Source organism: Falsochrobactrum ovis, assembly GCF_003259955.1.
GTDB lineage: Bacteria > Pseudomonadota > Alphaproteobacteria > Rhizobiales > Rhizobiaceae > Brucella > Brucella ovis_A.
This window is the reverse complement of sequence record NZ_QLMK01000001.1, coordinates 741004-764120: the sequence shown is the minus strand read 5'-3', so window position 1 is coordinate 764120 and position 23117 is coordinate 741004. Positions and strand designations below refer to the sequence as shown.

The following is a 23117-nucleotide window of genomic DNA, read 5'->3' as shown; positions in this document are numbered from 1 at the left end:
CTGAATGCTGGCTGAACAGTTCCGACAAGCCCTGTTCACGAAGGATCATTATCCTTAAGAATTTTGGATTTAAGGACATATATTTTGCTTTGGCGTTTCGCAATCGTTTGCCTGATCATTGCCAGCTGCACGCTGATCGCTTGTATTTTTGCTAATAGTCGATACGACATTTATAAAAATCAGCCAGTAGTCAGCCCATCTGCCCTAGTCCCAAAAAAGGGAAATTGCGGGCTTTGATGAAATATTAGCTCAGTATGTAACAAGGTTTGGTTTATTATTAGGGGGCCACACTTTATTACGGGCCAGACATTATTATGGACCAAACTTTGCTCAGAGCATGGTTTAAGGTCATACCAACTTCATGCACTTTGCTATATTAGGCCATGACAAAGCGAATCGAACAAATATTTATCACCGATATTAAAACCCCACCTGCGGTTGAACCAAAGGTCTTTACCGATGCCGGAGCCGCGGTTGCTACGCTCCGTCATCTTTATGAGCGCAATACAGCCTTTCTCAGGGAAGCGTTTGAAAATCTTGCAAAGGGCACAGTTCCACCCCAGCGGTATCGCGCTTTTTATCCTGAACTCAGCCTATCAACGTCGAGTTTCGCTCATGTGGATACGCGTCTTGCCTATGGCCATGTCAGTGCACCGGGCAATTACGCAGCCACAATAACACGGCCAGATTTATTTGATGGTTATCTCCAAGAGCAAATTCAACTCTTGATCCGTAACCATGGGGTGCCGGTGATCGTTCAGGAATCGACGACACCCATTGCCATCCATTTTGCATTTAAAGAAGATGCTTATGTGGAATCCGCTGTAGCCGATGCTTTCGCCTATCCGCTGCGCGACCTTTTTGATGTTCCCGATTTGACATCTACAGACGATAAAATTGTCAACGCAGATCTTGAGCCTGGAAACGAAATGCCGATGCCTCTTGCGCCCTTCACTGCGCAACGGGTTGATTATTCGCTGCATCGGCTCGCCCATTACACTGCGACCATTCCGAAGCATTTTCAAAACTTCGTCCTGTTCACCAATTATCAATTTTATATGGATGAGTTTTGCGCCTATGCGCGCCGTCTTATGGCGGAAGGCGGCGGTGGATATGATGCATTTGTAGAGCCGGGCAACATCATCACCCGAGCTGGCGAAACCGCACCCGATGTAGGAAACCCGCTTCAGCGGCTGCCACAAATGCCTGCATATCACCTTCAAAGGGCCAATCGCTCAGGCATAACAATGGTCAATATCGGCGTGGGTCCTTCCAACGCCAAAACGATCACCGACCATATCGCGGTTTTGCGGCCGCATGCTTGGCTGATGCTTGGTCATTGCGCTGGATTGCGCAATAGCCAACAGCTGGGCGACTATGTATTGGCGCATGCTTATATGCGCGAGGATCATGTGCTAGATGCTGACCTTCCGCCTTGGGTGCCTTTGCCCGCACTTGCGGAAATTCAAGTGGCGTTGGAAGAAGCGGTAGAAGAGGTTACTGGCCTTGAAGGTCCGGAGCTTAAGCGTGTCATGCGCACCGGTACGGTCGCAACGATAGATAATCGCAACTGGGAACTGCGCGACCAGCGCGGCCCGGTTCAGCGGCTCTCGCAAGCGCGCGCTATCGCTCTCGACATGGAATCTGCAACCATTGCGGCCAATGGTTTCCGCTTTCGCGTTCCTTATGGAACATTGCTTTGCGTGTCTGATAAGCCGCTCCACGGCGAGTTGAAGCTTCCGGGGATGGCGACAGAGTTCTATAAGCGGCAAGTTGCGCAGCATTTACAAATCGGGATTAGAGCTATTGAAAAGATCGCGGCTATGCCCAATGAGCGGCTGCATTCACGCAAACTAAGAAGTTTTTACGAAACCGCATTTCAATGACAAAATGGGCGACGATTTAGTCGCCCGATTTCTGCTTCACGTAAACTGGGCCTTCGCCGACATTTTCCAGCGGCGGACGAAACGGACACGGTTACAAGTGAACATTACATGTTCACGTAAACCGGTCCTTCGCCGCCTTGGGGCGGAACCCATGTAATATTCTGGTTGGGGTCCTTAATATCGCAGGTTTTACAATGCACGCAGTTTTGAGCGTTAATCACAAAGCGCACATCTTTTGCGTTCGGATCAGCAGCCGCATTTCCATCTGCATCCACCCATTCATAGACCCCTGCCGGGCAATAGCGTGTTGATGGACCCGCGAAAACGTCGTGCTCTGACGTTTTTTGCAGGTCCATGTCAGCCACAAGCAGATGAACCGGCTCATTCTCGTCATGATTGGTATTCGAAAGAAAAACCGAGGACAATCGATCAAATGTCAGCACGCCATCGGGCTTAGGATAATCGATCTTCTTATGCTTAGAAGCTGGCTCAAGCGCCTGAGCATCGGTTTTACCATGTTTTAGCGTACCAAATAAGGAGAAGCCAAAGAGCTGGTTAGTCCACATATCCAGACCACCCAGCGTAACGCCGAGGAGCGTACCGAACTTTGACCAGAGCGGCTTGACGTTGCGGACCTTTTTAAGATCCTTTCCGATCAGGCTGTCCCGCCAGCTATTTTCAATTTCGATTGGCTCATCATTTGCGCGTCCAGCACCAATTGCATCTGCAATTTTGTCCGCGGCCAAGATGCCCGATAAAACTGCATTATGGCTGCCTTTTATCCGAGGCACATTGACGAAACCCGCCGAACAACCGATCAACGCACCGCCCGGGAAAGATAGCTTTGGCACCGATTGGAAACCACCTTCCGTAATCGCACGTGCGCCATAGGAAAGGCGCTTACCGCCTTCGAAAGTATCGCAGATGGAAGGATGAGTTTTAAACCGCTGAAACTCCTCAAAAGGAGATAAGTAAGGGTTTTTATAGTTGAGATGCAGCACAAAGCCGACCGCAACCATATTATCTTCAAGATGATAAAGAAATGAACCGCCACCGGTTTTCATGTCAAGCGGCCAGCCGAATGAATGCTGCACCAAGCCGGGCTTATGCTTCGATGGGTCGACCTGCCACAGCTCCTTGAGACCGATGCCATATTTAGCCGGCTCGCGGCCTTCATCCAGCTTGTATTTGTCAATCAATTGTTTTGCCAAGGACCCGCGCGCGCCCTCACCGATCAAAACATATTTGCCCAGCAATGCCATACCACGGGTATAATTTGGTCCTGGCGTTCCATCACGTTCCACGCCCATATCACCGGTTGCAACGCCAATCACCGCACCAGCGTCATTGTAAAGCATTTCTGTCGCGGCAAAACCCGGATAGATTTCAACACTCAGTTCCTCGGCTTTAGTGCCCAGCCAGCGGCAGACATTGCCAAGCGATACAATGTAATTGCCGTGATTGTTCATCAGCGGCGGCATGGCAAAATTTGGCAGACGAATGGATCCACCCGGACCAAGGAATAGAAAATGATCGTCGGTCACAGGTGTTTTGAAGGGATGGCTTTCATCTTCGCGCCAATCGGGCAGAAGCTGGTCAATACCGATGGGATCGACTACCGCACCAGAAAGAATATGTGCGCCGACCTCTCCGCCTTTTTCAAGCACGACCACGGAAAGTTCAGGATTTTTCTGCTTCAGGCGAATAGCTGCGGCAAGTCCTGCCGGGCCTGCGCCTACAATAACAACATCAAATTCCATGCTTTCGCGTTCGGGAAGCGCGCTCGCTTCAGACATGAAGGCCTCCATATGGTCTGTCATTATTTCTCACTACAACAGTGCGAGCAATGCATCCAATTGTTTTTACTCATGATCCTATCGCGAAAGGCTGTAAAGCCCATCCGAATGATCATTCCCCATCCCTCCTCTGGCAGAGTAGCACGCTAACTTCTATGCGTCCTATTGTCCGAATTTGCTCTTTTGGTCACTGGATTATCGTTCCTGCGGTCTATCAAACCGAAAAGCCATCTATCCCTCTTGCATTTGCGTGGAAAATTCGCCACCTCATTTGTGAGGTAAAAGGATGCAAAACACGGGCCTGTCACTGGATTTTGAAGAACTGCTTCGCTTTTACGCGGAAGCGGGCGTCGACGCGCCGCTTTCCGAAGAACCGGTAGATCAATTTGCCGTAGGAGAGCGCGCTAGGTCCGCCGCCCCCATACAAAAACAAGCAACAAGTCAATATGCGGCGCATCCTGATCGCGGTGGGCGTCAACCACGCCCTGCACCAGCACCTTCGCCACATAGCAAGCCCGTGCAAGCCGCTTCCGATCTGCCTGATATCGCTCAAATTGCACTAGCCCGTGAAGCTGCGGCACAAGCGGCAAGTTTGGAAGAATTGCGCGCACAGCTCGCAGCTTTTGATGGCTGCAATTTGAAGTTTACAGCAAAAAATCTCTGCTTTTCGGATGGAACACCATTCTCTGACATCATGTTTGTTGGCGAAGCGCCAGGCCGTGATGAGGATCTTGAAGGGGTTCCGTTTGTCGGCAAATCCGGACAGCTGCTTGATCGGATGATCGAGGCCATCGGGCTTAAGCGAGATCAGGTATATATCGCGAACACAATTCCTTGGCGCCCACCAGGCAATCGCACGCCCACACCGCTTGAAACCGAACTTTGCCGCCCATTTATCGAGCGTCAGATCGAGCTTGCTGCGCCCAAAATATTGGTCACTCTTGGCGGTCCGGCCAGCAAAGTTTTAACTGGTGCCAGCGAGGGCATTCTTCGACTGCGTGGCAATTGGAAAGTCCACCGAACAGCATCAGGAACAGAAATTCCAGTAATGCCCACCTTGCATCCGGCCTATCTGCTTCGTACGGCAACACAGAAACGCTTTGCTTGGCGCGATTTTCTGGCTGTGAAAATCAAGCTCGCCGAACTGAAAGATCAGTAAGGCTCCGAAAACAATTGCGGCGCTGAGGTCGCCAAGGTGCCGCAAACATAGATTAACTCGCCATCAGCACAACGCCTGAGGCGGGCTCATTCGCTTTTTCAAACTTGTTGGAGTTTCTCATGGCTGGACAGCTTCTGCCCATCGCTGCTCTGCTGGCAAGTACTTTTCTCATGCTGCTGGCCAGCGGGCTAGCGGGCATTTTACTGCCGGTGCGCGGCGGGATGGAAGGCTGGTCTACCACAACCATCGGCGGAATGGGCACCAGCTATGCCTTTGCCTTTACGATAGGCTGTATTGTTATTCCGCATCTCGTGCGTCGGGTCGGTCATGTGCGGGTGTTCTCCGCATTGCTCACATTGCTCTCTATCGCTTTGCTTCTACATTCGCTGATTATTGATCCATCCGCCTGGATGATTTTTCGCGGAATTGCAGGCTTTTCCCTTGCCGGTTCCTATATGATTATTGAAAGCTGGCTTAATGAACGAGTGACTAACGACTCACGAGGCAAAATATTCTCGATCTATATGATCGTCACCATGATGGGCCTGCTTTGTGGGCAATATATCTTGCCTTTTGGGGATGCAGGAACCCAGTCATTGTTCATTATATGTGCGATTATCTATGCCAGCGCCTTGTTGCCAACCGCTCTTTCAAGCGCACAATCGCCCAACCCGCTAACTCAGGTTTCGCTTGACCTGAAGGGGCTTTACAGGCGTTCCCCAGTCGCAGCCATCGGCTCGCTGATCGCTGGGTTTATCGCAGGCTCTTGGAATTTCCTTGCCGCTGTTTATGGCGATATGAATGGATTATCGACCTTTGGTATAGCGACCATGCTTGCATGCGCCATGATTGGTGGCACAATTTTTCAATATCCAATTGGCCGTGCTTCCGATCTTATGGACCGTCGCTATGTAATGGTTTTTGCGGGCGCGATTGGCTTTGCGCTATCTTTGATCATGATCATTTTTCATCCGACATCCCCCGTTGCGCTTTACGGTATGATGTTCCTCTTTGGATCTGTGCTCTATTCGATTTATAGTCTCAATGTCGCGCACGCAAACGACTATGCGGATAACAGCGAATTTGTAAAAATCTCAGGTAGCCTATTGATCATTTATGGTGCGGGCAGCGTGATTGGTCCTGCCCTTTCGGGCCCTTTAATGGATCTGATCGGCGCACGCGGCTTTTTCGTAACAATGGCAGTTGCCTACGGTCTTTATGGTTTGCACGCATATTGGCGGCTTAGACATTATCGTCGTCCTGTAAATAGCGATCAGAAAACCGAATATAAATTCCACACGCCCGACGGACAATCTACGCCCGAAACCATACAACTCGATCCTCGGTCTGAGAACGGCTCAGGTAGTTGCTGATCTCCTCCGGCTCGGATCGCTCTTTAAGGCGTATTGGTGTTTTGCGACGCGACAGAGAGCTGATGTTCGCGATAGATGATATAACCGCCTGCGGCCATAACGATCGCACTGCCAAGAAGCATCTCGAAGGTTGGAATATCGCCAAAAAGAGTGAATCCTATGCCCAAGCCCAGCAGCAAAGAAGTATATTCAAAGGGCGCAATGGTCGACATCGGCGCATGGCGATAACATTCGGTCAGCAAAATCTGTGCGATACCACCGGCGACGCCAGCGCCGATTAGCATAGCCGTCTGTTGCCAACTCGGCACCACCCAACCAAAAGGCAAACTGAATAAAGAGATCACGCTGGCAGAAAGAGAAAAATAGATCACAATGGTTGGTGTCCGTTCGGTCTGCACCAAATGGCGCACAAGCGCCATCGCAAAAGCCGCTAATGTTGCTCCTCCAAGTGCGGCAAGTGCACCCATAGCCTCGGAATAGCCGACATTGCCTTCCGTGAGCAGCGTCATGCGCGGCCAAATGATGATCAAAACACCGATAAGGCCGACCAAAACCGCAACCCAACGATATAGGCGCACTGTCTCACGCAGAATGAGCGCGCTGAGAACAACCGCAATGAGCGGTGAAGCATAATTGAGCGCTATGGCTTCAGGTAACGGCAAAAGCGTCAGCGCTAAAAATGACAGCGTCATCGCAGCAACCCCCACCATCCCTCGCCAAAAATGGCTCATCCCGTGGCGGGTATAAAAAATTCCAGAGAATTGCCCCCTCCACGCAAAATAGAGCAGGATTGCAAGCATCGCGAAAAATGAGCGAAAGAAAATCAGTTGACCTAAGGGAATGCCGTCAGCCGACTTGATCAGGGTCGACATAATTACGAAAATCGCAACCGATGCCACCTTCAGTGTGATCCCTAAAATGGGATTATGTCCAAGGCGATTAATTTCTGCTGGTTGAGTTGATGATTTGATTGGCGGGGGCGCGTCCGGGAGAGATTTCACAACGCAGTTCCTTGAACAGTGAGAGCCCCGCTCCAAACGAGCCGGGATAACCACCCTAACCCATATGCATTTTTCCATTAAAGCGCCAGTGGGCTAGCCAAAAACAAGCGGGCTACTTTCGGGGTGGCAGCAGATTCCAAACCGTAAAAAAACTGCATGATTGGCAGTTAAGGTTCCACACTCTTTCAGTCTGTTCAGAATATTTCGCGATCATCCGCTCGACTGATTCGTGGTTTTACGTGGTCGCTGATTCTATCCTTACAATTTACGGTAAGCGCGGCTTACGATAATCGCTCTTTATGTGTCCGAACGAGAGTGATTGTGTTTGAGCTTTCTTGAGTCTTATCAGCAGCTTAGTGAGTGGCGTTGACATACTGATTCTTGATAAAATCTTGAAAAGACTTAAAAATCCCAAAACCGAATCGGTCATTTTCACCTTCGATTAACAATTTCTCTGGACAGAACGAATCACTTTTGATTCACTAAGCTTGTTCGAAACTGATTGTTTGGAACGGTTGAGTACAGATTTCCTTTTCGTACAGTTCCGGGCGGCCGATGTGAAAAACATCGTTGGAACTGATTCAAAAAAAACAGAGGGACCTTGGATGTCGAGCACCGACGCGTATAACGCGACGGCGGGAAAGCAACGCGATTCCCGACCGAAGAAAAGGAAAGGCAAGATCTCGGGCTATGTGAGCCTGCTTGCCGATCCTGCTTACGGAAAACTCGTTTCCATCGAACCCATATTGCGCCGGTTGGTCCCGGCGCTGATCATCATTTTTCTGGTTATTCTGGGCGTCGCACGGGTTTTTTCAATTCTCTCTTGGCGAGAAGATATTGAGTTGCAGCATAAAGCAAGCCTCGCCGCCGCCACTGCTCATCTTGCCCAGATGATCGATCGCGCTTCAAGCGGGGTCGAGGGGGCCAACCAATTAGCCGCGGATGATCTGGAAAACCTGCTTATTGAGCTGCAAGCCCGCGGGCTTTCCACGCCAGATATGACTGTCGCTTTGGTTGATGGCACGAATACAATTATCGCTGCATCAAGCCCGCAGTCAGACATTGTCGGCACAGAGGTTAGTGCGATCTTTGATGACGTACAGCCGCTATTTCTATTTGCTGAACGCGCAGGCGTATTAACTATCACCATGAATGGCGAGCCGGCTTTTGGTTCTCTAAGCAGAGCAATTTCCGCGCCCTTTGCCATACTCGCGGCCGAACCACAAAGGACAATATTTGCCGAGTGGAAAAATGCGGTTTCGCTCAGTATAACCCTGTTTGCTGGCACGATCGGGGTGATGTTTGCGATCCTTTATGCGTATTTCAGTCAAGCTGCCCGGGCGCGCGAGGCTGATGATCTTTCCGGTCAGATCCAGCGGCGTATTGACATGGCTCTTGCGCGTGGACGCGGCGGGCTGTGGGATTGGGATATGGCGCGGGGGCGGATTTACTGGTCTCGCTCTATGTATGAAATGCTCGGCTATGAAGCCCAAGACGCAGTTTTACCATTTGGTGACGTGTCTGATATCATTAATCCGGAAGATGGCGACCTTTATTCAATCGCGGAAAAGGCAGCGGCCGGAGATATTTCGCATGTTGATCGGGTGTGGCGTATGCGCCACGCAGATGGGTCGTGGGTGTGGATGCGGGTACGTGCGCAGATTATCTCAGACAATGATCTGCACATGGTGGGGATCGCGTTTGATGTGAGCGAACAACATCGCTTTGCGCAGCAGACAGCGGAAGCGGATATGCGTATTCGCGAAGCCATTGAGAATATTTCAGAAGCATTTGTTCTTTGGGACGCGAATAATAAGCTCGTCATGGCGAATTCCAAGTTCAGCGAATATGCCGGACTTCCGGTTTGGACTTTAAAGCCTGGTGTTCCTCGTAATGAAGTTGAAGCGCATACAAGGCCGTTTAGCTTTGAGCGCCGCATGGCAAATGAGCATAATCGCGCTGGCGGGCAAACGTTTGAGCGTCAATTAAGCGATGGCCGCTGGCTTCAGGTCAACGAACGCCGCACACAAGACGGCGGCATGGTCTCTATCGGAACCGATATTACGCAGATCAAGCAGCATCAGGAACGTTTGCTTGAAAGCGAACGTCGATTAATGGCCACCATTCATGATCTTTCGATCGCCCGTAAAGGAGAACGTGACCGCGTTAGAGAATTATCTGAACTGGCCCGCAAATATAGCGAAGAAAAAGAACGGGCCGAGGCTGCTAACCGCGCTAAGTCCGAATTCCTTGCGAATATGTCGCACGAATTGCGTACGCCGCTGAATGCGATCATCGGCTTTTCAGAAATGATTCAGGCCGGCACCTTTGGCCCTTTAGGCTCGGACCGGTATGAGGAATATATCAACGACATTCATACGAGCGGAAACTTCCTGCTTAACGTGATTAACGATATTCTTGACATGTCGAAGATTGAGACGGGACATTTTTCACTTGATCGCGAGAAAATTGATCTTTGTCCGTTGATTAATGAAACGGTGCGTATGATCTCATTGCAGGCGGACGAGAAAGACATCACGCTGGAGACGCGGATTGAAGAGGAAATGCAACTTTATGCAGACCGCCGCGCGATTAAGCAGGTACTGATAAACCTTTTATCCAATGCGGTGAAATTCACCTCTTATGGGGGGCGCATTACAGTGCGTGCGCGCAAGACGAAGTCCGCGCTCTTTATGTCCATTCAGGATACGGGCTGCGGAATTCCGGTATCTGCAATCAAAAAAATCGGCCAACCCTTTGAGCAGGTAGAAAACCAGTTCACCAAAACCCATTCGGGTTCCGGGCTTGGGCTTGCGATTTCTCGATCCTTAGCGGAACTTCATGGTGGCTGGCTTCGCATCCGCTCCACTGAGGGCGTGGGCACGGTCGTTTCGTTCTGTATCCCTGATCGCAATGAGAAAATCACTGCTAAAGAGGATCTTCAAACACACGCGGCTTGATTATTTTATAAGCTGTTCGAAGCTATGCTGAACGTCCCGGCTCAGCTCTTTGAGATAATGCTCAATCCGCTCCATGTCCGGCATTTCAGCCGCACGGCAAATCAGATCAACCATTCCTGGGATGAATTCTTCGCGCTTCGCATCGCGACCAAGGCAAAGCCTAATCATTTGGCTTAAATTTGTATAAAAATGGTGAGCTTCGACCAGTCGGTCGCTCTGTGCTGGCGCTGGAAAAGATGTCGCCAGCTCGCCGAGCGCTTCCGCTGTCCCGACAGGACGCGGCGTCTTGGTTTCTGCGCCCACCAGCGCCGCAAATTGCGCTATAAATTCAAGATCAATAATCCCACCTTTTTTGAGTTTGAAATCCCAATCGTCAGCAGGCGGTTTTTCTTGGTAAATCAGTGCGCGCATCTCTTGAACATCATGAGCAATTTTTGCTCTGTCGCGTGGGAGCGCAAGAATTGCCTCAATCTCTGCTTCAATGAAGCCGATTAAATCGGCATCGCCATATATGGGGCGTGCCCGAGTCAGTGCCATATGTTCCCAAGTCCAAGCCTCGCTGCGCTGATATTTTCCAAAGGATTCTATATGTGTTGCGACTGGCCCCTTATTGCCAGACGGGCGCAATCTCATATCAACTTCGTATAAAACACCTTCAGCTGTCGGTGCCGAAAGAGCAGCGATCAGGCGCTGAGTGAGACGAGTATAATATTGCGATGGTGCAAGGGGTTTCTCACCATCTGAATCTTCCGCATCATCATCATGCTCATATAGCAAAATGAGGTCGACATCAGAACTTGCTGTCAATTCGCGGCTTCCCAATTTGCCCATAGCAAGCAGCGCAAATTTCCCACCCCTCACCCTGCCATGTCGACGGGAGAACTCTTCTTGCACAGCCGCGCAAGCCCTTGCGATCATTAGTTCAGCAAGATCAGAAAATGCACGCCCCGCGCGCACGCCATCAATGGCGCCGGTGAGTAAACGCACCCCGATAAGAAAACGATGTTCAGCAGCAAAAATTCGAAGCCTATCAAGGACTTCTTCATAATCGAACGCAGCACCCAGAAATACTTTTAATCGTTCATCCAGATAGGCTCGACTGGGCATCTCTGCCAGGATTGCCGGGTCAAGCATCCCGTCAAAAACATGAGAATTGCGGGTGATAATATCTGCAAGCTTTGGTGCCGCACTCATTATGGTGACGAGGAGATCCAGCAAAAGCGGATTGGAATGTAAAAGGCTGAAAAGCTGGATTCCAGCCGGCAAACCTTGAAGAAAACTATCGAAGCGAAGCAAGGCTTCGTCGGCACGTTTGGTTTCTGCAAACGCTTTTAATAAAGCTGGCGTCAATTCTGTAAGCCTCGCCCTGGCATCTGCGGACTGGGTGGCTCGATAACGGCCGAAATGCCAGCTGCGGATCACACGGCAAATATCGCTGGGGCGTTCAAACCCCATCGCACTCAATGTGTCCAACGTATCGGGATCGTCACCATCGCCAGTGAACACCAGATTGCCGCCAGCGGATCCTAGATCGGGAGCTTGTTCGAATAGAGCTGCATAGTGTTTTTCGATAGTCTTGAGCGCTGAAAGGACACGATTTGCAAATTCTTGCTCGTCGACATACCCCATCAGTTGAGCGATCCTGGCAAAGCCCTCATCATCTTCCGGCAGGATATGGGTTTGCTCATCCGCTACCATTTGTATCCGGTGCTCAACCTTGCGCAAAAACTGATATTCGCGCGTAAGGGCATCACAGGCATTTTGGGTGATCCAGCCGCGTTCTGCCAGCCGGGCGAGCATTGGCACGGTCTGGTTACCGCGCAATTCCGGAAAACGTCCGCCAGCGATCAATTGTTGAGTTTGAACGAAAAATTCGATCTCTCGAATACCGCCGCGACCAAGCTTCACATTGTGACCGCGAACGGCAATATTGCCATAGCCTCTATGGGCATGAATTTGCCGCTTGATCGAATGCACATCGGCAATGGCTGCATAGTCGAGATATTTTCGCCAGACATAAGGCGAAAGTTCCGCAAGTACATTTTCGCCAGACTGGATATCACCTGCTATGGGGCGGGCCTTGATCATCGCGGCGCGCTCCCAGTTTTGCCCCCGCCCCTCATAATAACGAATTGCCGCACCAACGGGGATCGCCAAGGGTGTGGAGCCGGGATCGGGACGCAGTCGCAAATCTACCCGAAAAACATAACCGTCGGCAGTGCGATCTTGCAAAATCCGCACCAACTGGCGTGTCATACGCGAAAAGGTTTCGACACATTCATAACTATCGCCAATGGCGGGCCGTGTCTCATCGATGAAAATAATGAGATCAACATCGGAAGAATAATTGAGTTCGCACGCGCCTAGCTTCCCCATGCCTAGGATAATCCAACCACATTCGCGCTCTGGCGAAGTCCGGTCGACAAGTTTGATCTTTCCTTTATTATCGGCGTCCAACAGGAGGAAGCGGATGGCGGCACCGATGCAGCTTTGCGCAAGTTTTGTCAGCCAGTCGGTCGTTGCAGCAACGTCAAAGACCTGTGCGAGGTCGCACAAAGCTATCAATACATGCGCTTGACGTTTCAGCCGCCGCAGCGAACTCATTAATCCGCCTTCGCTCTGCCCTTCGAGCGAACCGCAAACGGCTATTTCGTTCATAATTTCGCCCAGCGCCTGTTCGGGTGGATGCAGCACTATTCGCTCAAGAATGCGCGGTTGGCGAAGCAATACTTCACGAATATAGGGCGAAAGCTCCAGAACGGCAGATAAGAAATTCGACACTTCGGATCGATGTAAAAGAGCGGAAACCTTATCCAAATGCTCTTCATCAATGCGGGCTTGCAAATCGGCTAAATGCGCTTGCGCACCTATCGGATCAAGAGGCGATAACGGGCAGAGCTTTCGGTCGAAAAATAACGCCTGTGCTGCAGCCATTTATACCCCGTGCGGTTTATTTTCCGGTATCGTCATGCGGCAATGGAAACTCCAAAACCGCCCGTAATCCGGGTTGGTTGTCTTCAAGACGAAGAGCGCCACCGTGCAACTTCATCACGGCCTTGGCAAGACTTAAACCAAGCCCGGACCCGGGTTGCGTACGGCTTTCTTCCAAGCGCACAAAACGTTCCATTGCCTGATCGCGTTTATTCTCAGGGATGCCGTTTCCATTATCAGCAATCACAACTCGCAGACGCGCTTTATCTTGCTCCATCGAAAGGGTCACGCATGCGTCCTCTCGATCTAGGCTTGCATATTTGAGTGCATTATCAAGAAGGTTAGAAATGGTCTGGCCGATAAGCTCCCGATTGATCCGAAGAGGCGTCTCAATCAGCGTGCCCACTTCCAGTTTTCCTCCGGCTTCTTCGGCCACTGGCTCGTACATTTCAGCGACATCGCGAACAATCGCTGCAAGCGACATCTCTTCCAAATTTTCCGAAGAATAACCCGCTTCCAAACGGGAGATCATCAATATTGCGTTGAAGGTGCGTATCAGCTGATCAGACTCGGCAATAATATCCTCAAGTGCCTGACGATATTCTGGCCCATCCTTCTTTCCGCTCAGCGCATCTTCGGCACGGTTACGCAAGCGTGTCAGCGGTGTTTTGAGATCGTGCGCGATATTGTCGGAGACTTGCTTTAGCCCCTCATTGAGTTCCAAAATACGCGCTAACATCACGTTGAGGTTTATGGAAAGGCGATCAAACTCATCCCCAGATCCGTTTACCGGCAGACGTCCCGTCATATCGCCTTCCATGATGCGCTGGGAAGCTTCCGAAACTTCGTCAATTCGGCGTAAAGCGCGGCGTCCGACAAAATACCAGATCAAAAATGCGCCCACGCTCATAATACCGAGCGCTAACATCAAAGAGCGGCGCGTTATGTCCCTAAAACGCTCTGGTTCGCCTAGATCACGCCCGACCAGAAGTCGCATACCATTAGGTAAAGCAATGACCACCGCAATTGCCCGATGTTCGCTCTCAGCGCCCTGCTCGCCATAACGATTATAGGTGAAAGCGCGCTCTACTATACCGTTGGTGTCAAGGACTCCCGGCTGCACGTCTTCGACATTGCCTGCCAAAATGCGGCCTGTTGGATCGGAAACAAGATAAAGATAAGCATTGGGTTGACGCGAGCGGTATTCAACCACACGCATCAACTGCGGAATGCCGCCACGCGCATAGGCTTTGCCAACGCTTGCGACTTCCTCCGACAATGCTTCCTGGGTTTGGGCCGCCAAAAAAGTTGCGGAAAGGTTGGTGATATAAAATACCAATCCAAAAGCGCCGACCGCGAACAAAAGCAAATATAGCGCAGAAAGCCGAGCTGCCGTCGTGCGCATCAGAGCGGAAAAACGCCCCATTATTCCGCCTTAGCAGCCGTGTCCGACTGCTGTTTTGCTTTCAGCATATAACCGGCACCACGAACCGTATGAAGAAGAGGCTCATCAAACCCTTTTTCAATCTTGCTGCGCAAACGCGAAATATGCACGTCAATCACATTGGTCTGTGGATCGAAATGATAATCCCAGACATTTTCCAACAGCATTGTCCGGGTTACGACCTGACCGGCGTGACGCATTAAATATTCGAGAAGACGAAATTCGCGTGGTTGAAGCACGATGTCGACATTCTGCCTTCGCGCAGTATGGGCCAGCCTGTCCAACTCAAGATCGCCAACTCTATAAATCGTATCCGCTTCACGCGGACTTGAGCGGCGCTGTAAAACTTCTACACGTGCCAGCAATTCAGAGAATGCATAAGGTTTGGTAAGATAGTCGTCACCTCCAGCACGTAAACCGGTGACGCGGTCATCCACTTCACCCAAAGCTGAAAGGATTAGAACCGGCGTCTCCACGCCTTTGGCGCGCAGCCCTGCGACCACTGAAAGCCCATCGCGCTTAGGCAGCATCCGATCTACCACCAACACATCATATTTTCCGCTTTCAGCCAAAGCATAGCCCGTCTCTCCATCGCCAGCGATGTCTGCAGAGTGACCCGCTTCAGAGAAGGCTTTTTCGAGGTAGCGAGCCGCTTCGCGGTCGTCTTCAATAACGAGAATCTTCATGGAGACACAATAACCCAGAGGGATGAGATAGTGCCAGGCGGAAGTTCCGCCTGGCTTTGGATTTCAGGAATTGATCGAATTCACAGAAATCGTCTTAGTCTGCTTGAGTGATCGGAAGGGCAACAAAGCGGCTCTGATCATTGCTCTGGAGCTGTAACAGCACCGCCTTACGTCCTGCTTTGCTGGCGGCTTCGATCGCGTCGTTTATTTCCGCAGCGTTTTTCACCGCCTGATTATTTACGCTCACAATCACATCGCCGGGACGAATACCGCGGTCAGAAGCGTCGCTGTTCGGGTCGACATTGGTGACAACCACACCGTTGCCGTCTTCAGCCGGTGTTACTATCAAGCCATAGCTATCAAGCGTTTCACCTTTTTCAGCCCCGCCATTTTTTGGGCTAGCAGCCTTTCCAGCTTCGTTAGGCATGGGAGCGATTGTCACGGAAACTTCTTCAGCCTTACCGTTCCGCCACACAGAAATTGCAGCTTTTTCACCGGGCGCGATTTTGGCAATTTTTCGAGCCAGTTCACGCGGGCTGTCTACAGTTTCGCCGTTGACTGCGGTGATAACATCACCCGCATTAATACCGGCTTTCGCTGCTGGACCATCTGCCTGAGGTGCGGCGACAATGGCGCCCTTTTCTTCAGCCAATCCAAGAGAAGCGGCGATATCTTTCGTCACTGGCTGTATCTGAACACCAATCCAGCCGCGCTCAACCGATCCTTTTTCAATGAGCTGCTCTACAACCTGCTTTGCGGTTGATGCCGGAATAGCAAATGCAATACCCACGCTACCGCCGGAGGGCGAGAAGATCGCAGTATTGATGCCAATCACTTCGCCAGAAAGATCAAAGGCTGGTCCACCGGAGTTCCCTTTGTTTACTGCCGCATCAATCTGAATAAAATCATCATAGGGGCCAGCACCAATATCGCGACCGCGACCTGAAACGATACCGGACGTTACCGTGCCTCCGAGACCAAACGGATTGCCAACTGCAACCACCCAGTCACCAACCCGGATTTTGTTATCGTCACCGAAAGCAACATAGGTAAATTTGCGATCATCGTCGACTTTCAACACAGCCAGATCAGTGCGTTCATCCGTACCGATCAGTTTCGCGTCAAATTCGGTACCATCATCGAGCACAACGCTAAAAGCATCGCCGTCGGCGACAACATGATTATTGGTTACCAAATAACCATCTTGAGAAATAAAGAAGCCTGAACCCTGCGAGATTGGGCGTTCTTTGCCCGGACGGTTTTGGCGTTTGTTGGGACGGCGACTATCGGGGCGAGCATCGCCACGTGGCTCAATGCCAAAATCACGGAAGAAACGCTTCAACGGATGATCATTTGGGAGCTGATCAAATCCGGGAGCACCAAACTGCTGAGCGCTATTTGCGGTTTCCTGAAATTCTTTTTTTACACGAACACTGACAACTGCGGGGCGAACCTTTTCAACAAGATCTGCAAAACCTGCCTGTTGCGGCGGCGTCACGCGAACTGCTTCGGCACGCGCCTCCGTGAAAGAACCTAATGGACCAGTTGCAACAAATGTACCGGCAAGAGCGGCAGACAGCGCGATAGCTGCAACAGTTTTGCTATATTTGGAAATAGTTGTCTTAATCATGTTTCTCTCCTTACGAGCAACAATCGGGGACCCCTGCTTCCAAACAGGCAAGCCCGCCCCGTTAATCCTTTATAGAGCGCAACATAGGTAACGCTACCTTACCGCGCAATTTCCGGAAGATGAAAGTTTTGTAAGGTTGATATAGGCGAGCTGGTTAAGAAAACTATTTATCGTCAAGTATCTTCGATAGGCGGGCTTTTTCTTCGCCAGAAAGTGGTTCTGGCGCAATGACCTTCCGTCTGCGCAGAGAAAAAAGAAGTGTTCCCCCGCCAATAAGCAAGATTACGATGGGAAAGCCCCAAAGAAGTAGCGTATTGGCGCTCAAACGAGGTCTTAGCAAAACGAATTCACCATAACGGGCGACGACAAAATCCTGCACTTCTTTATCAGTATCGCCCGCGGTCAAACGTTCCCGCACAAGAATACGCAAGTCGCGAGCTAGTTCTGCATTGGAATCGTCAATCGATTCATTTTGACAGACCATGCATCGCAGACCGGCAGATATTTCTCGTGCGCGACGTTCAAGCTGCGGATCGCTTAAAACTTCGTCGGGATTTAATGCAAATGCATTCGTCAGCGAAAACAAGAGCGCAGCTGTGATCATCAATATGGCTGATAATGCTCGTAGGCTCATGCGGTAATCTCCGACGAAGTTGGAGATTTTTTACGTTGTTTTGCCGGTGCGCCAACACGCAGTCGACGATCCGCAAGCGAGATTATTCCACCCAGCATCATTACAACAGCGCCGTACCAAATAAGGGTCACATATGGCTTCCACCACAGGCGCACAACAATGGAATCGTCTCCTACATCATCGCCCAGAGCCGCATAGATCTGACTAAAGCCAAGGGTTCTTATGCCAGCTTCAGTGGTCGGCATTTGTCTGGCAGGGAAAAACCGCTTGGAAGGTTCAATTACCCCAAGGTCGCGCCCGTTAGGTGCGTATAAGGTAAAGCTTCCCTGATTTTCGGTGAAATTCGAACCTGTTATTGGGCGCATGCCCTCAAAGCGCAGAGAATATTCAGCAATGGATGTCTCATCGCCCGGCTTCATAACCAGCACATTTTCCGTGCCAAAAGTCGTGACACTGACAATCCCTATCAGGGTTATTCCCAGTCCCATATGTGCGAGCGCCGTGCCAAATGCTGAACGTGGTAGGCCCTTAAAACGGGCAAAAGCTTTAGCTGCCGACACTTTACCGATACCCGCTTTCAACACCAGATCGGTCAGGCTGCCAAATATCAGCCAAGCAGCTAAACCAATACCGAAGGCTGCAAAAATCGATTGCGCATGACTTTGCCACAAAACAATTGCCGTGACGAGCAAAGCCAAGCCGAATGCAGTCATCAATCGTTGGGAAACTGCGTAAAGGTCGCCGCGTTTCCACGCTAGCAACGACCCAAAAGGCACAGCGATCAAGAGCGGGATCATCAGCGGGCCGAATGTCATGTTAAAGAACGGCGCGCCAACAGAAATCTTATCGCCGGTGAATACCTCCAGCAGAAGCGGATATAATGTGCCAACGAGAACTGTAGCTGCGGCAGTTGTCAGAAACAGATTGTTGAAGACCAGCGCGCCTTCCCGAGAAATTGGTTGGAATAATCCACCCGTGGTGAGGCTTTGCACACGAAGGGCAAATAGCGATAAAGACCCACCAATGAAGAGCGCCAGAATAGCGAGAATGAACAAGCCCCGTCCTGGATCGGTCGCGAAACTGTGAACAGAGGTCAGGACGCCGGAACGGACGAGAAAGGCGCCTAGTAACGAAAGGGAAAAGGTCAGAATCGCAAGCAATACTGTCCAAATTTTGAGTGCGGAACGCTTTTCCATGACCAGAGCTGAATGAAGAAGCGCAGTTCCCACGAGCCACGGCATAAAGGACGCATTCTCGACCGGGTCCCAGAACCACCAGCCACCCCAGCCCAACTCGTAATAAGCCCAATAGGAACCCATGGCTATGCCACCGGTCAGGAATGTCCAAGCTACCAATGCCCAAGGACGAACCCAACGCGCCCAAGCAGCGTCAATACGACCCTCAATCAGCGCGGCAATAGCAAACGAGAAACACACGGAAAATCCGACATAGCCCAGATAAAGCATAGGTGGATGGATCGCTAGACCGATATCCTGAAGGATCGGGTTGAGATCAGCACCCTCTAATGGAGCTGGAAATATTCGGGTAAAGGGATTGGAGGTTGCGATAATGAAAGCAAGAAATGCTGTCGTCATCCAGCCTTGAACCGCGATCACATTTGCACGCAAACTATCAGGCAGATTGGCAGAAAATGCTGCCACCAAAGAGCTGAAAAAACTTAATATAAGCACCCAAAGGAGCATCGAGCCTTCGTGATTGCCCCAAACGCCCGTGAACTTATATAGAAGCGGCTTTTGGGAATGTGAGTTTTGCACGACGTTCAAGACTGAAAAGTCGGAAACCACATAAGCAATCGTGAGCACAAAAAAGGCGAAGGCAATCAACGCAAAAGCGGCGAGTGCAGTCGGAACAGCAACTGCCATCAAGCGCATATCACGCCGATGAGCACCGATCGCCGGCACGATCGATTGCACAATTGACAATGCCAGCGCTAATACCAGAGCGAAATGGCCGATCTCGACATTCATTTGCGGTTTTCCGATCCAATCATTGGCCTTCCCAAACGCCCTTTTCTTTCAAGCTGCTAGCAAGGTCTTTTGGAACGTAATTTTCATCGTGCTTAGCGAGGACATTATCCGCCCGAAAAACCCCGTCGGCGCCAAACCGACCTTCAGCCACTACGCCCTGCCCTTCACGGAAGAGATCAGGCGCAATACCTTCAAAGGACACTTTAACGGTCTTAATCGTGTCGGTTACTGTGAATTGAAGAATGCTGCCCTCGCGGGTGACGGACCCTTCTTCAACAAGGCCGCCCAAGCGAAAGCGTGCGCCGGAAGTTAATTCCTGCTCGGTCAGATCGGCAGGTGTGCGGAAAAAGCGAATATCCTGACTAAATGCCATTAATATGAGGCCGACAGCAACGGCGAGTACAGCTAGAGCACCACCGATCAGCATCAAACGTTTGCGTTTACGCCGGCTCATAGTTCGAGCAATATTGGTTGAGACTTGATCAATCCCAACCTTGTCGGGCCCGCGCCCCTGCACCGTCGCATTCATTCCTTTCTGCTCCCGGATTCCAGTCCCAATTGCGCAGCATAGAGCTGAAGCTCCACCTGTTCTTCTCCTTTAAGAGCGGATAGCCCTCTTTTTAAGGCATCATTAGCTGCCTCACGCCGATCGATGATCAGATAAGAGCGAAGCAGCCGCTTCCAACCATCCAAGTCGGCACCATTTTCTCGAAGTCTTGCGTCTAATCGCTCGACCATGCCCTCGATCATTGCCTGCTGGTCTTCAGCGCTGAGTTGTGATGCCGCTTCGATTTCCTCAGAAGTTGGACCAGGCAGGGTTTGAGGCTGCGAGCGTAAGCGAGCAATAAGCTCTTCAACCTGCGCGCGCGTGGATGCATCGACATTCGGCTTTTTCAAAAATGTCTGCAATCTTGTTACGGCTGCCTCAGCTCGCCCATCTTGCAACTCGCCTTGTGCAAGATAAAATTGCGGTCCTATATTGTCGGGCGCAAGCTTTGCGGCTTTTTGGAAAAATGTTTCCGCTTCCGCTGTAATAGTGCCGCCGGAGATCGTTATCAGGGCCTCACCCAGACCAAGATTACGCGCAACATTTTCGCCATCAATGCGGATGGCGGCACGATAGGCATTAGCTGCATCGGCCGCGCGACCCAGACGCAGATAAATAGGCGCTAACACATCCCAACCCCGTGCATCATTTGGGTTTTGCGCCAAATGTGCCTCAGCACGTGCAATGAGTTCTTCAACCGAATTTTGTCCTGCCGCGCTCTGAAGACGAGATGAAAGCGGCATGGATGGCATATCGGGCTTACCAAAGAACGGATACACGCCCCATGCAATCAAAGGCACACATAATACTGCGGCGAAAGAAAGAATATGACCGGACCGTCGTTCATAGATTGATGCACTATCGTCACTGGCTTTTTCAGCGGCCAGAATCCGCCGGGAGATCTCAATCCGCGCTTGCTCAGCGCTGGCCTCATCGATCATTCCCCGCGCCAAATCCGCGTCCACTTCACGCAGTTGATCGCGATAGACTTCGAGATCGTTTTTTCTGGCCGGCAAGAAGCCCTTGCTGCTGCGCGTTAGCGGCAACAGGACGATTAATGTAGCTGCTATTGTAAGCAGAATAGCGAAGAACCAAAATTCCATGGCGGAGACTTACCCCCAGCGGAGGAAAAAACCAATATCTACCGGGTTAAACTCGCCAACTAGGGCAATTCGCCGCAAAAGAGGTCGTCAATTTAAGGGGGTCCAACTACCGTCTGGGTTGCGACAGGCGGTTCCTCGCTGAGTTTGCGGCACGCCATTAATATTAAATGTGTGGGTGTATTGTCGGCAATTCTGAGACCCAACCTGATAAGGCTGAGCCGCCATAACATCTCCAGAAGAGCTGCCCGCTTTCCATGAAACCGTTTTGCCAGCCGGCGAATATTCAAGAGTGCGATATTCAGCCTCAAGCGCCTTACGCCGATCATTCGCGGTCAGTTGCAATGCGGAGTTTCCTAAAAGTCCTGTGCCCATTGCAGCCAAAAGATCTGGCTTAGGTTCGCCTCTCGAAAAACCTCCCAGTGTAGTCAAACTCGTATTTTTCCTATCGCCCGCAGTACCACACCCGGCAATGACAAGCGCAATGGAAACAAACAGGAGAGAAGTGGAGAATTTCGTGACCAGCTTCATAAGGACCCGTCTTTCTAAACACGCACACAAAATATCACGCTCGATAATTTAACCTTTGCCCTTACCTATTGGCAAAGGCAATCATTATTGTTCCGTATTAACCCTCAGTATCAATCTTCGGTCAGCGGCAAAAATACGCATACTTTCAAACCGCCCAACGCAGCTTTGCTTAGCCGTAAATCGCCGCCATATTCCTGCACAGTGTCTTGAACAATAGACAATCCCAATCCCGTGCCAGGTTTGGACTCATCGACGCGATTGCCACGTCGCAATGCTTCCTTTATTCGGTCCGGGGCAAGGCCCTCGCCATCATCTTCGATGATGATCTCGAACCGGCGCTTATCCTTTATCGGCTGAGCTGAGCGCAATATGATATGGATGCGGTTGCGGCCCCATTTTGCAGCGTTCTCCAGCAGATTGCCGACAATCTCTTCGAGATCTTCCTTCTCGCCTGCAAAAATCGCGCTCGGTAGCTGATTATCAAAAGTAATATTGGATTCTGGATTAAGCTTGGCAGTGACCCGCTTAATCCGTTCGAGAACAGGGGTAACAGGCGTCCGAAACACTACGCTATTGCGTTGCGCAGCTATCCGCGCGCGCTGCAAATAGTGTTGAATTTGCACCTGCATAGCTTCGCTTTGTTCGCGCACAATTCGGCCGTGCTCTCCTCCCAGCGTGCGTGCTTCATTCACCAAAACAGATAAAGGCGTTTTGAGTGAATGTGCGAGATTTCCGACCTGGGTGCGAGAGCGCTCAACAATGCGACGATTGTTCTCGATCAGCGCATTCATCTCGTGGGCCAGAGGCGCAATTTCCAAGGGAACTGAAGTATCAAGCTTCGTTGCCCGCCCCTCGCGGATATCGCCAAGCGCTCTGCGTACCTTATCTAAAGGCCGAAGGCCAAATAGAATGATGGCCGCATTGATTAAGATACTGCCCAGTCCAAAAGCCGACAAATACAAGATTAATCGGGTCCGAAATTGTCTTACTTCCTGAAGGATTTCCGTCAGATTGCCCATGACCCGGAAGCGGGCAACGCGGTTGTCTGCGGCAAGAACAACCTCCGTTTCAACGACATAAAGTTCTTCGCCGTTAAGTCCAGGCATTGTGAAAGCACGGCGAAAGGAACTATCAAAAGGTACCTCAGAGATAGAGACATCTGGAAGAGGACGGCCCATTTGTGATTGAGACCGCAGCTCGCCGTGAACATTTGGCGTTACAGGGACAACAGACCAATACCAGCCCGACAATGGGCTGGAATATCGGGCATCGCCAAGTTCTGGTCGACCGTCAAGCGATCCGTCAGGCGAGATGCTCACTGCGCCGACCAGACTGAACAAATGCGCTGACAAAAGCCGCTCGAAATTATCGCGTGCTGCTTCGCTATAAAGAGCACTGATGGCAGTCGCTCCTACCATTAGCGCCAGAATTACCCAAAGCGTTGAAAGCGT

General features: G+C 50.9%; 16 protein-coding genes. 4 read left to right on the top strand and 12 right to left on the bottom strand.

Annotation, left to right across the window (positions count from 1 at the left end; all coding sequences use genetic code 11):
• The first annotated feature begins 383 nt into the window (after positions 1–383).
• The gene (locus C7374_RS03610) at positions 384–1886 is read left to right on the top strand and encodes an AMP nucleosidase (RefSeq protein ID WP_111574210.1); all 1503 of its coding nucleotides are present in this window, start codon (positions 384–386) and stop codon (positions 1884–1886) included.
• Positions 1887–1990: 104 nt separating this feature from the next.
• Here C7374_RS03610 and C7374_RS03605 read toward each other — a convergent pair whose 3' ends face one another.
• Complete coding sequence (locus C7374_RS03605; RefSeq protein WP_111574274.1) at positions 1991–3682, bottom strand: electron transfer flavoprotein-ubiquinone oxidoreductase; 1692 nt, start codon at positions 3680–3682, stop codon at positions 1991–1993.
• Positions 3683–3968: 286 nt separating this feature from the next.
• On the opposite strand from C7374_RS03605, the gene C7374_RS03600 reads away from it, so the two are divergent.
• Positions 3969–4841: a uracil-DNA glycosylase gene (locus C7374_RS03600; RefSeq protein ID WP_111574209.1), complete on the top strand. Its 873-nt coding sequence runs from the start codon at positions 3969–3971 to the stop codon at positions 4839–4841.
• 119 nt (positions 4842–4960) lie between these two features.
• Positions 4961–6214, top strand: a complete 1254-nt coding sequence (locus tag C7374_RS03595; protein WP_111574208.1) for an MFS transporter — start codon at positions 4961–4963, stop codon at positions 6212–6214.
• A 23-nt stretch (positions 6215–6237) separates the two neighbouring features.
• On the opposite strand, the gene C7374_RS03590 is transcribed toward C7374_RS03595, so the two are convergent.
• Complete coding sequence (locus C7374_RS03590; protein ID WP_280968757.1) at positions 6238–7215, bottom strand: DMT family transporter; 978 nt, start codon at positions 7213–7215, stop codon at positions 6238–6240.
• Between the two features lie 605 nt (positions 7216–7820).
• Between C7374_RS03590 and C7374_RS03585 the strand changes: the two genes are divergently transcribed.
• A complete protein-coding gene (locus tag C7374_RS03585; RefSeq protein WP_111574273.1) occupies positions 7821–10175 on the top strand; it encodes a PAS domain-containing sensor histidine kinase in 2355 nt (784 codons plus the stop codon).
• Here C7374_RS03585 and C7374_RS03580 read toward each other — a convergent pair whose 3' ends face one another.
• The 10 genes from C7374_RS03580 to C7374_RS03535 form a co-directional block, all read right to left on the bottom strand.
• Entirely contained in the window at positions 10176–13109 is a 2934-nt protein-coding gene (locus tag C7374_RS03580; protein WP_111574206.1) for a bifunctional [glutamine synthetase] adenylyltransferase/[glutamine synthetase]-adenylyl-L-tyrosine phosphorylase, read from the bottom strand.
• Between the two features lie 16 nt (positions 13110–13125).
• Entirely contained in the window at positions 13126–14535 is a 1410-nt protein-coding gene (locus tag C7374_RS03575; RefSeq protein ID WP_210205065.1) for a sensor histidine kinase, read from the bottom strand.
• Positions 14532–15236, bottom strand: a complete 705-nt coding sequence (locus tag C7374_RS03570; RefSeq protein ID WP_111574204.1) for a response regulator transcription factor — start codon at positions 15234–15236, stop codon at positions 14532–14534. The genes C7374_RS03575 and C7374_RS03570 overlap by 4 nt, the downstream gene beginning before the upstream one ends.
• Before the next feature lie 94 nt (positions 15237–15330).
• The gene (locus C7374_RS03565; RefSeq protein WP_111574203.1) at positions 15331–16866 is read right to left on the bottom strand and encodes a DegQ family serine endoprotease; all 1536 of its coding nucleotides are present in this window, start codon (positions 16864–16866) and stop codon (positions 15331–15333) included.
• Positions 16867–17029: 163 nt separating this feature from the next.
• Entirely contained in the window at positions 17030–17500 is a 471-nt protein-coding gene (locus C7374_RS03560) for a cytochrome c-type biogenesis protein (protein ID WP_111574202.1), read from the bottom strand.
• Positions 17497–19488, bottom strand: coding sequence for a heme lyase CcmF/NrfE family subunit (locus C7374_RS03555; protein WP_111574201.1), 1992 nt, complete (start codon positions 19486–19488; stop codon positions 17497–17499). The genes C7374_RS03560 and C7374_RS03555 overlap by 4 nt, the downstream gene beginning before the upstream one ends.
• 19 nt (positions 19489–19507) lie before the next feature.
• Positions 19508–19942, bottom strand: a complete 435-nt coding sequence (ccmE, locus tag C7374_RS03550) for a cytochrome c maturation protein CcmE (RefSeq protein ID WP_245412571.1) — start codon at positions 19940–19942, stop codon at positions 19508–19510.
• A gap of 71 nt (positions 19943–20013) precedes the next feature.
• Positions 20014–21138, bottom strand: a complete 1125-nt coding sequence (ccmI, locus tag C7374_RS03545) for a c-type cytochrome biogenesis protein CcmI (RefSeq protein ID WP_111574199.1) — start codon at positions 21136–21138, stop codon at positions 20014–20016.
• A gap of 87 nt (positions 21139–21225) precedes the next feature.
• The gene (locus C7374_RS03540) at positions 21226–21666 is read right to left on the bottom strand and encodes a hypothetical protein (protein WP_111574198.1); all 441 of its coding nucleotides are present in this window, start codon (positions 21664–21666) and stop codon (positions 21226–21228) included.
• Positions 21667–21776: 110 nt separating this feature from the next.
• Complete coding sequence (locus tag C7374_RS03535; protein ID WP_111574272.1) at positions 21777–23093, bottom strand: ATP-binding protein; 1317 nt, start codon at positions 23091–23093, stop codon at positions 21777–21779.
• Positions 23094–23117: the final 24 nt, after the last annotated feature.

Bases quoted from the DNA above. Each gene is read 5' to 3' on its own strand.
- C7374_RS03540 (WP_111574198.1), bottom strand. From the start codon at position 21,666: ATGAAGCTGGTCACGAAATTCTCCACTTCTCTCCTGTTTGTTTCCATT.
- C7374_RS03570 (WP_111574204.1), bottom strand. From the start codon at position 15,236: ATGAAGATTCTCGTTATTGAAGACGACCGCGAAGCGGCTCGCTACCTC.
- C7374_RS03595 (WP_111574208.1), top strand. From the start codon at position 4,961: ATGGCTGGACAGCTTCTGCCCATCGCTGCTCTGCTGGCAAGTACTTTT.
- ccmI (WP_111574199.1), bottom strand. From the start codon at position 21,138: ATGGAATTTTGGTTCTTCGCTATTCTGCTTACAATAGCAGCTACATTA.
- C7374_RS03605 (WP_111574274.1), bottom strand. From the start codon at position 3,682: ATGTCTGAAGCGAGCGCGCTTCCCGAACGCGAAAGCATGGAATTTGAT.
- C7374_RS03560 (WP_111574202.1), bottom strand. From the start codon at position 17,500: ATGAGCCTACGAGCATTATCAGCCATATTGATGATCACAGCTGCGCTC.
- C7374_RS03600 (WP_111574209.1), top strand. From the start codon at position 3,969: ATGCAAAACACGGGCCTGTCACTGGATTTTGAAGAACTGCTTCGCTTT.
- C7374_RS03610 (WP_111574210.1), top strand. From the start codon at position 384: ATGACAAAGCGAATCGAACAAATATTTATCACCGATATTAAAACCCCA.
- C7374_RS03580 (WP_111574206.1), bottom strand. From the start codon at position 13,109: ATGGCTGCAGCACAGGCGTTATTTTTCGACCGAAAGCTCTGCCCGTTA.
- C7374_RS03555 (WP_111574201.1), bottom strand. From the start codon at position 19,488: ATGAATGTCGAGATCGGCCATTTCGCTCTGGTATTAGCGCTGGCATTG.
- ccmE (WP_245412571.1), bottom strand. From the start codon at position 19,942: ATGAGCCGGCGTAAACGCAAACGTTTGATGCTGATCGGTGGTGCTCTA.
- C7374_RS03585 (WP_111574273.1), top strand. From the start codon at position 7,821: ATGTCGAGCACCGACGCGTATAACGCGACGGCGGGAAAGCAACGCGAT.
- C7374_RS03565 (WP_111574203.1), bottom strand. From the start codon at position 16,866: ATGATTAAGACAACTATTTCCAAATATAGCAAAACTGTTGCAGCTATC.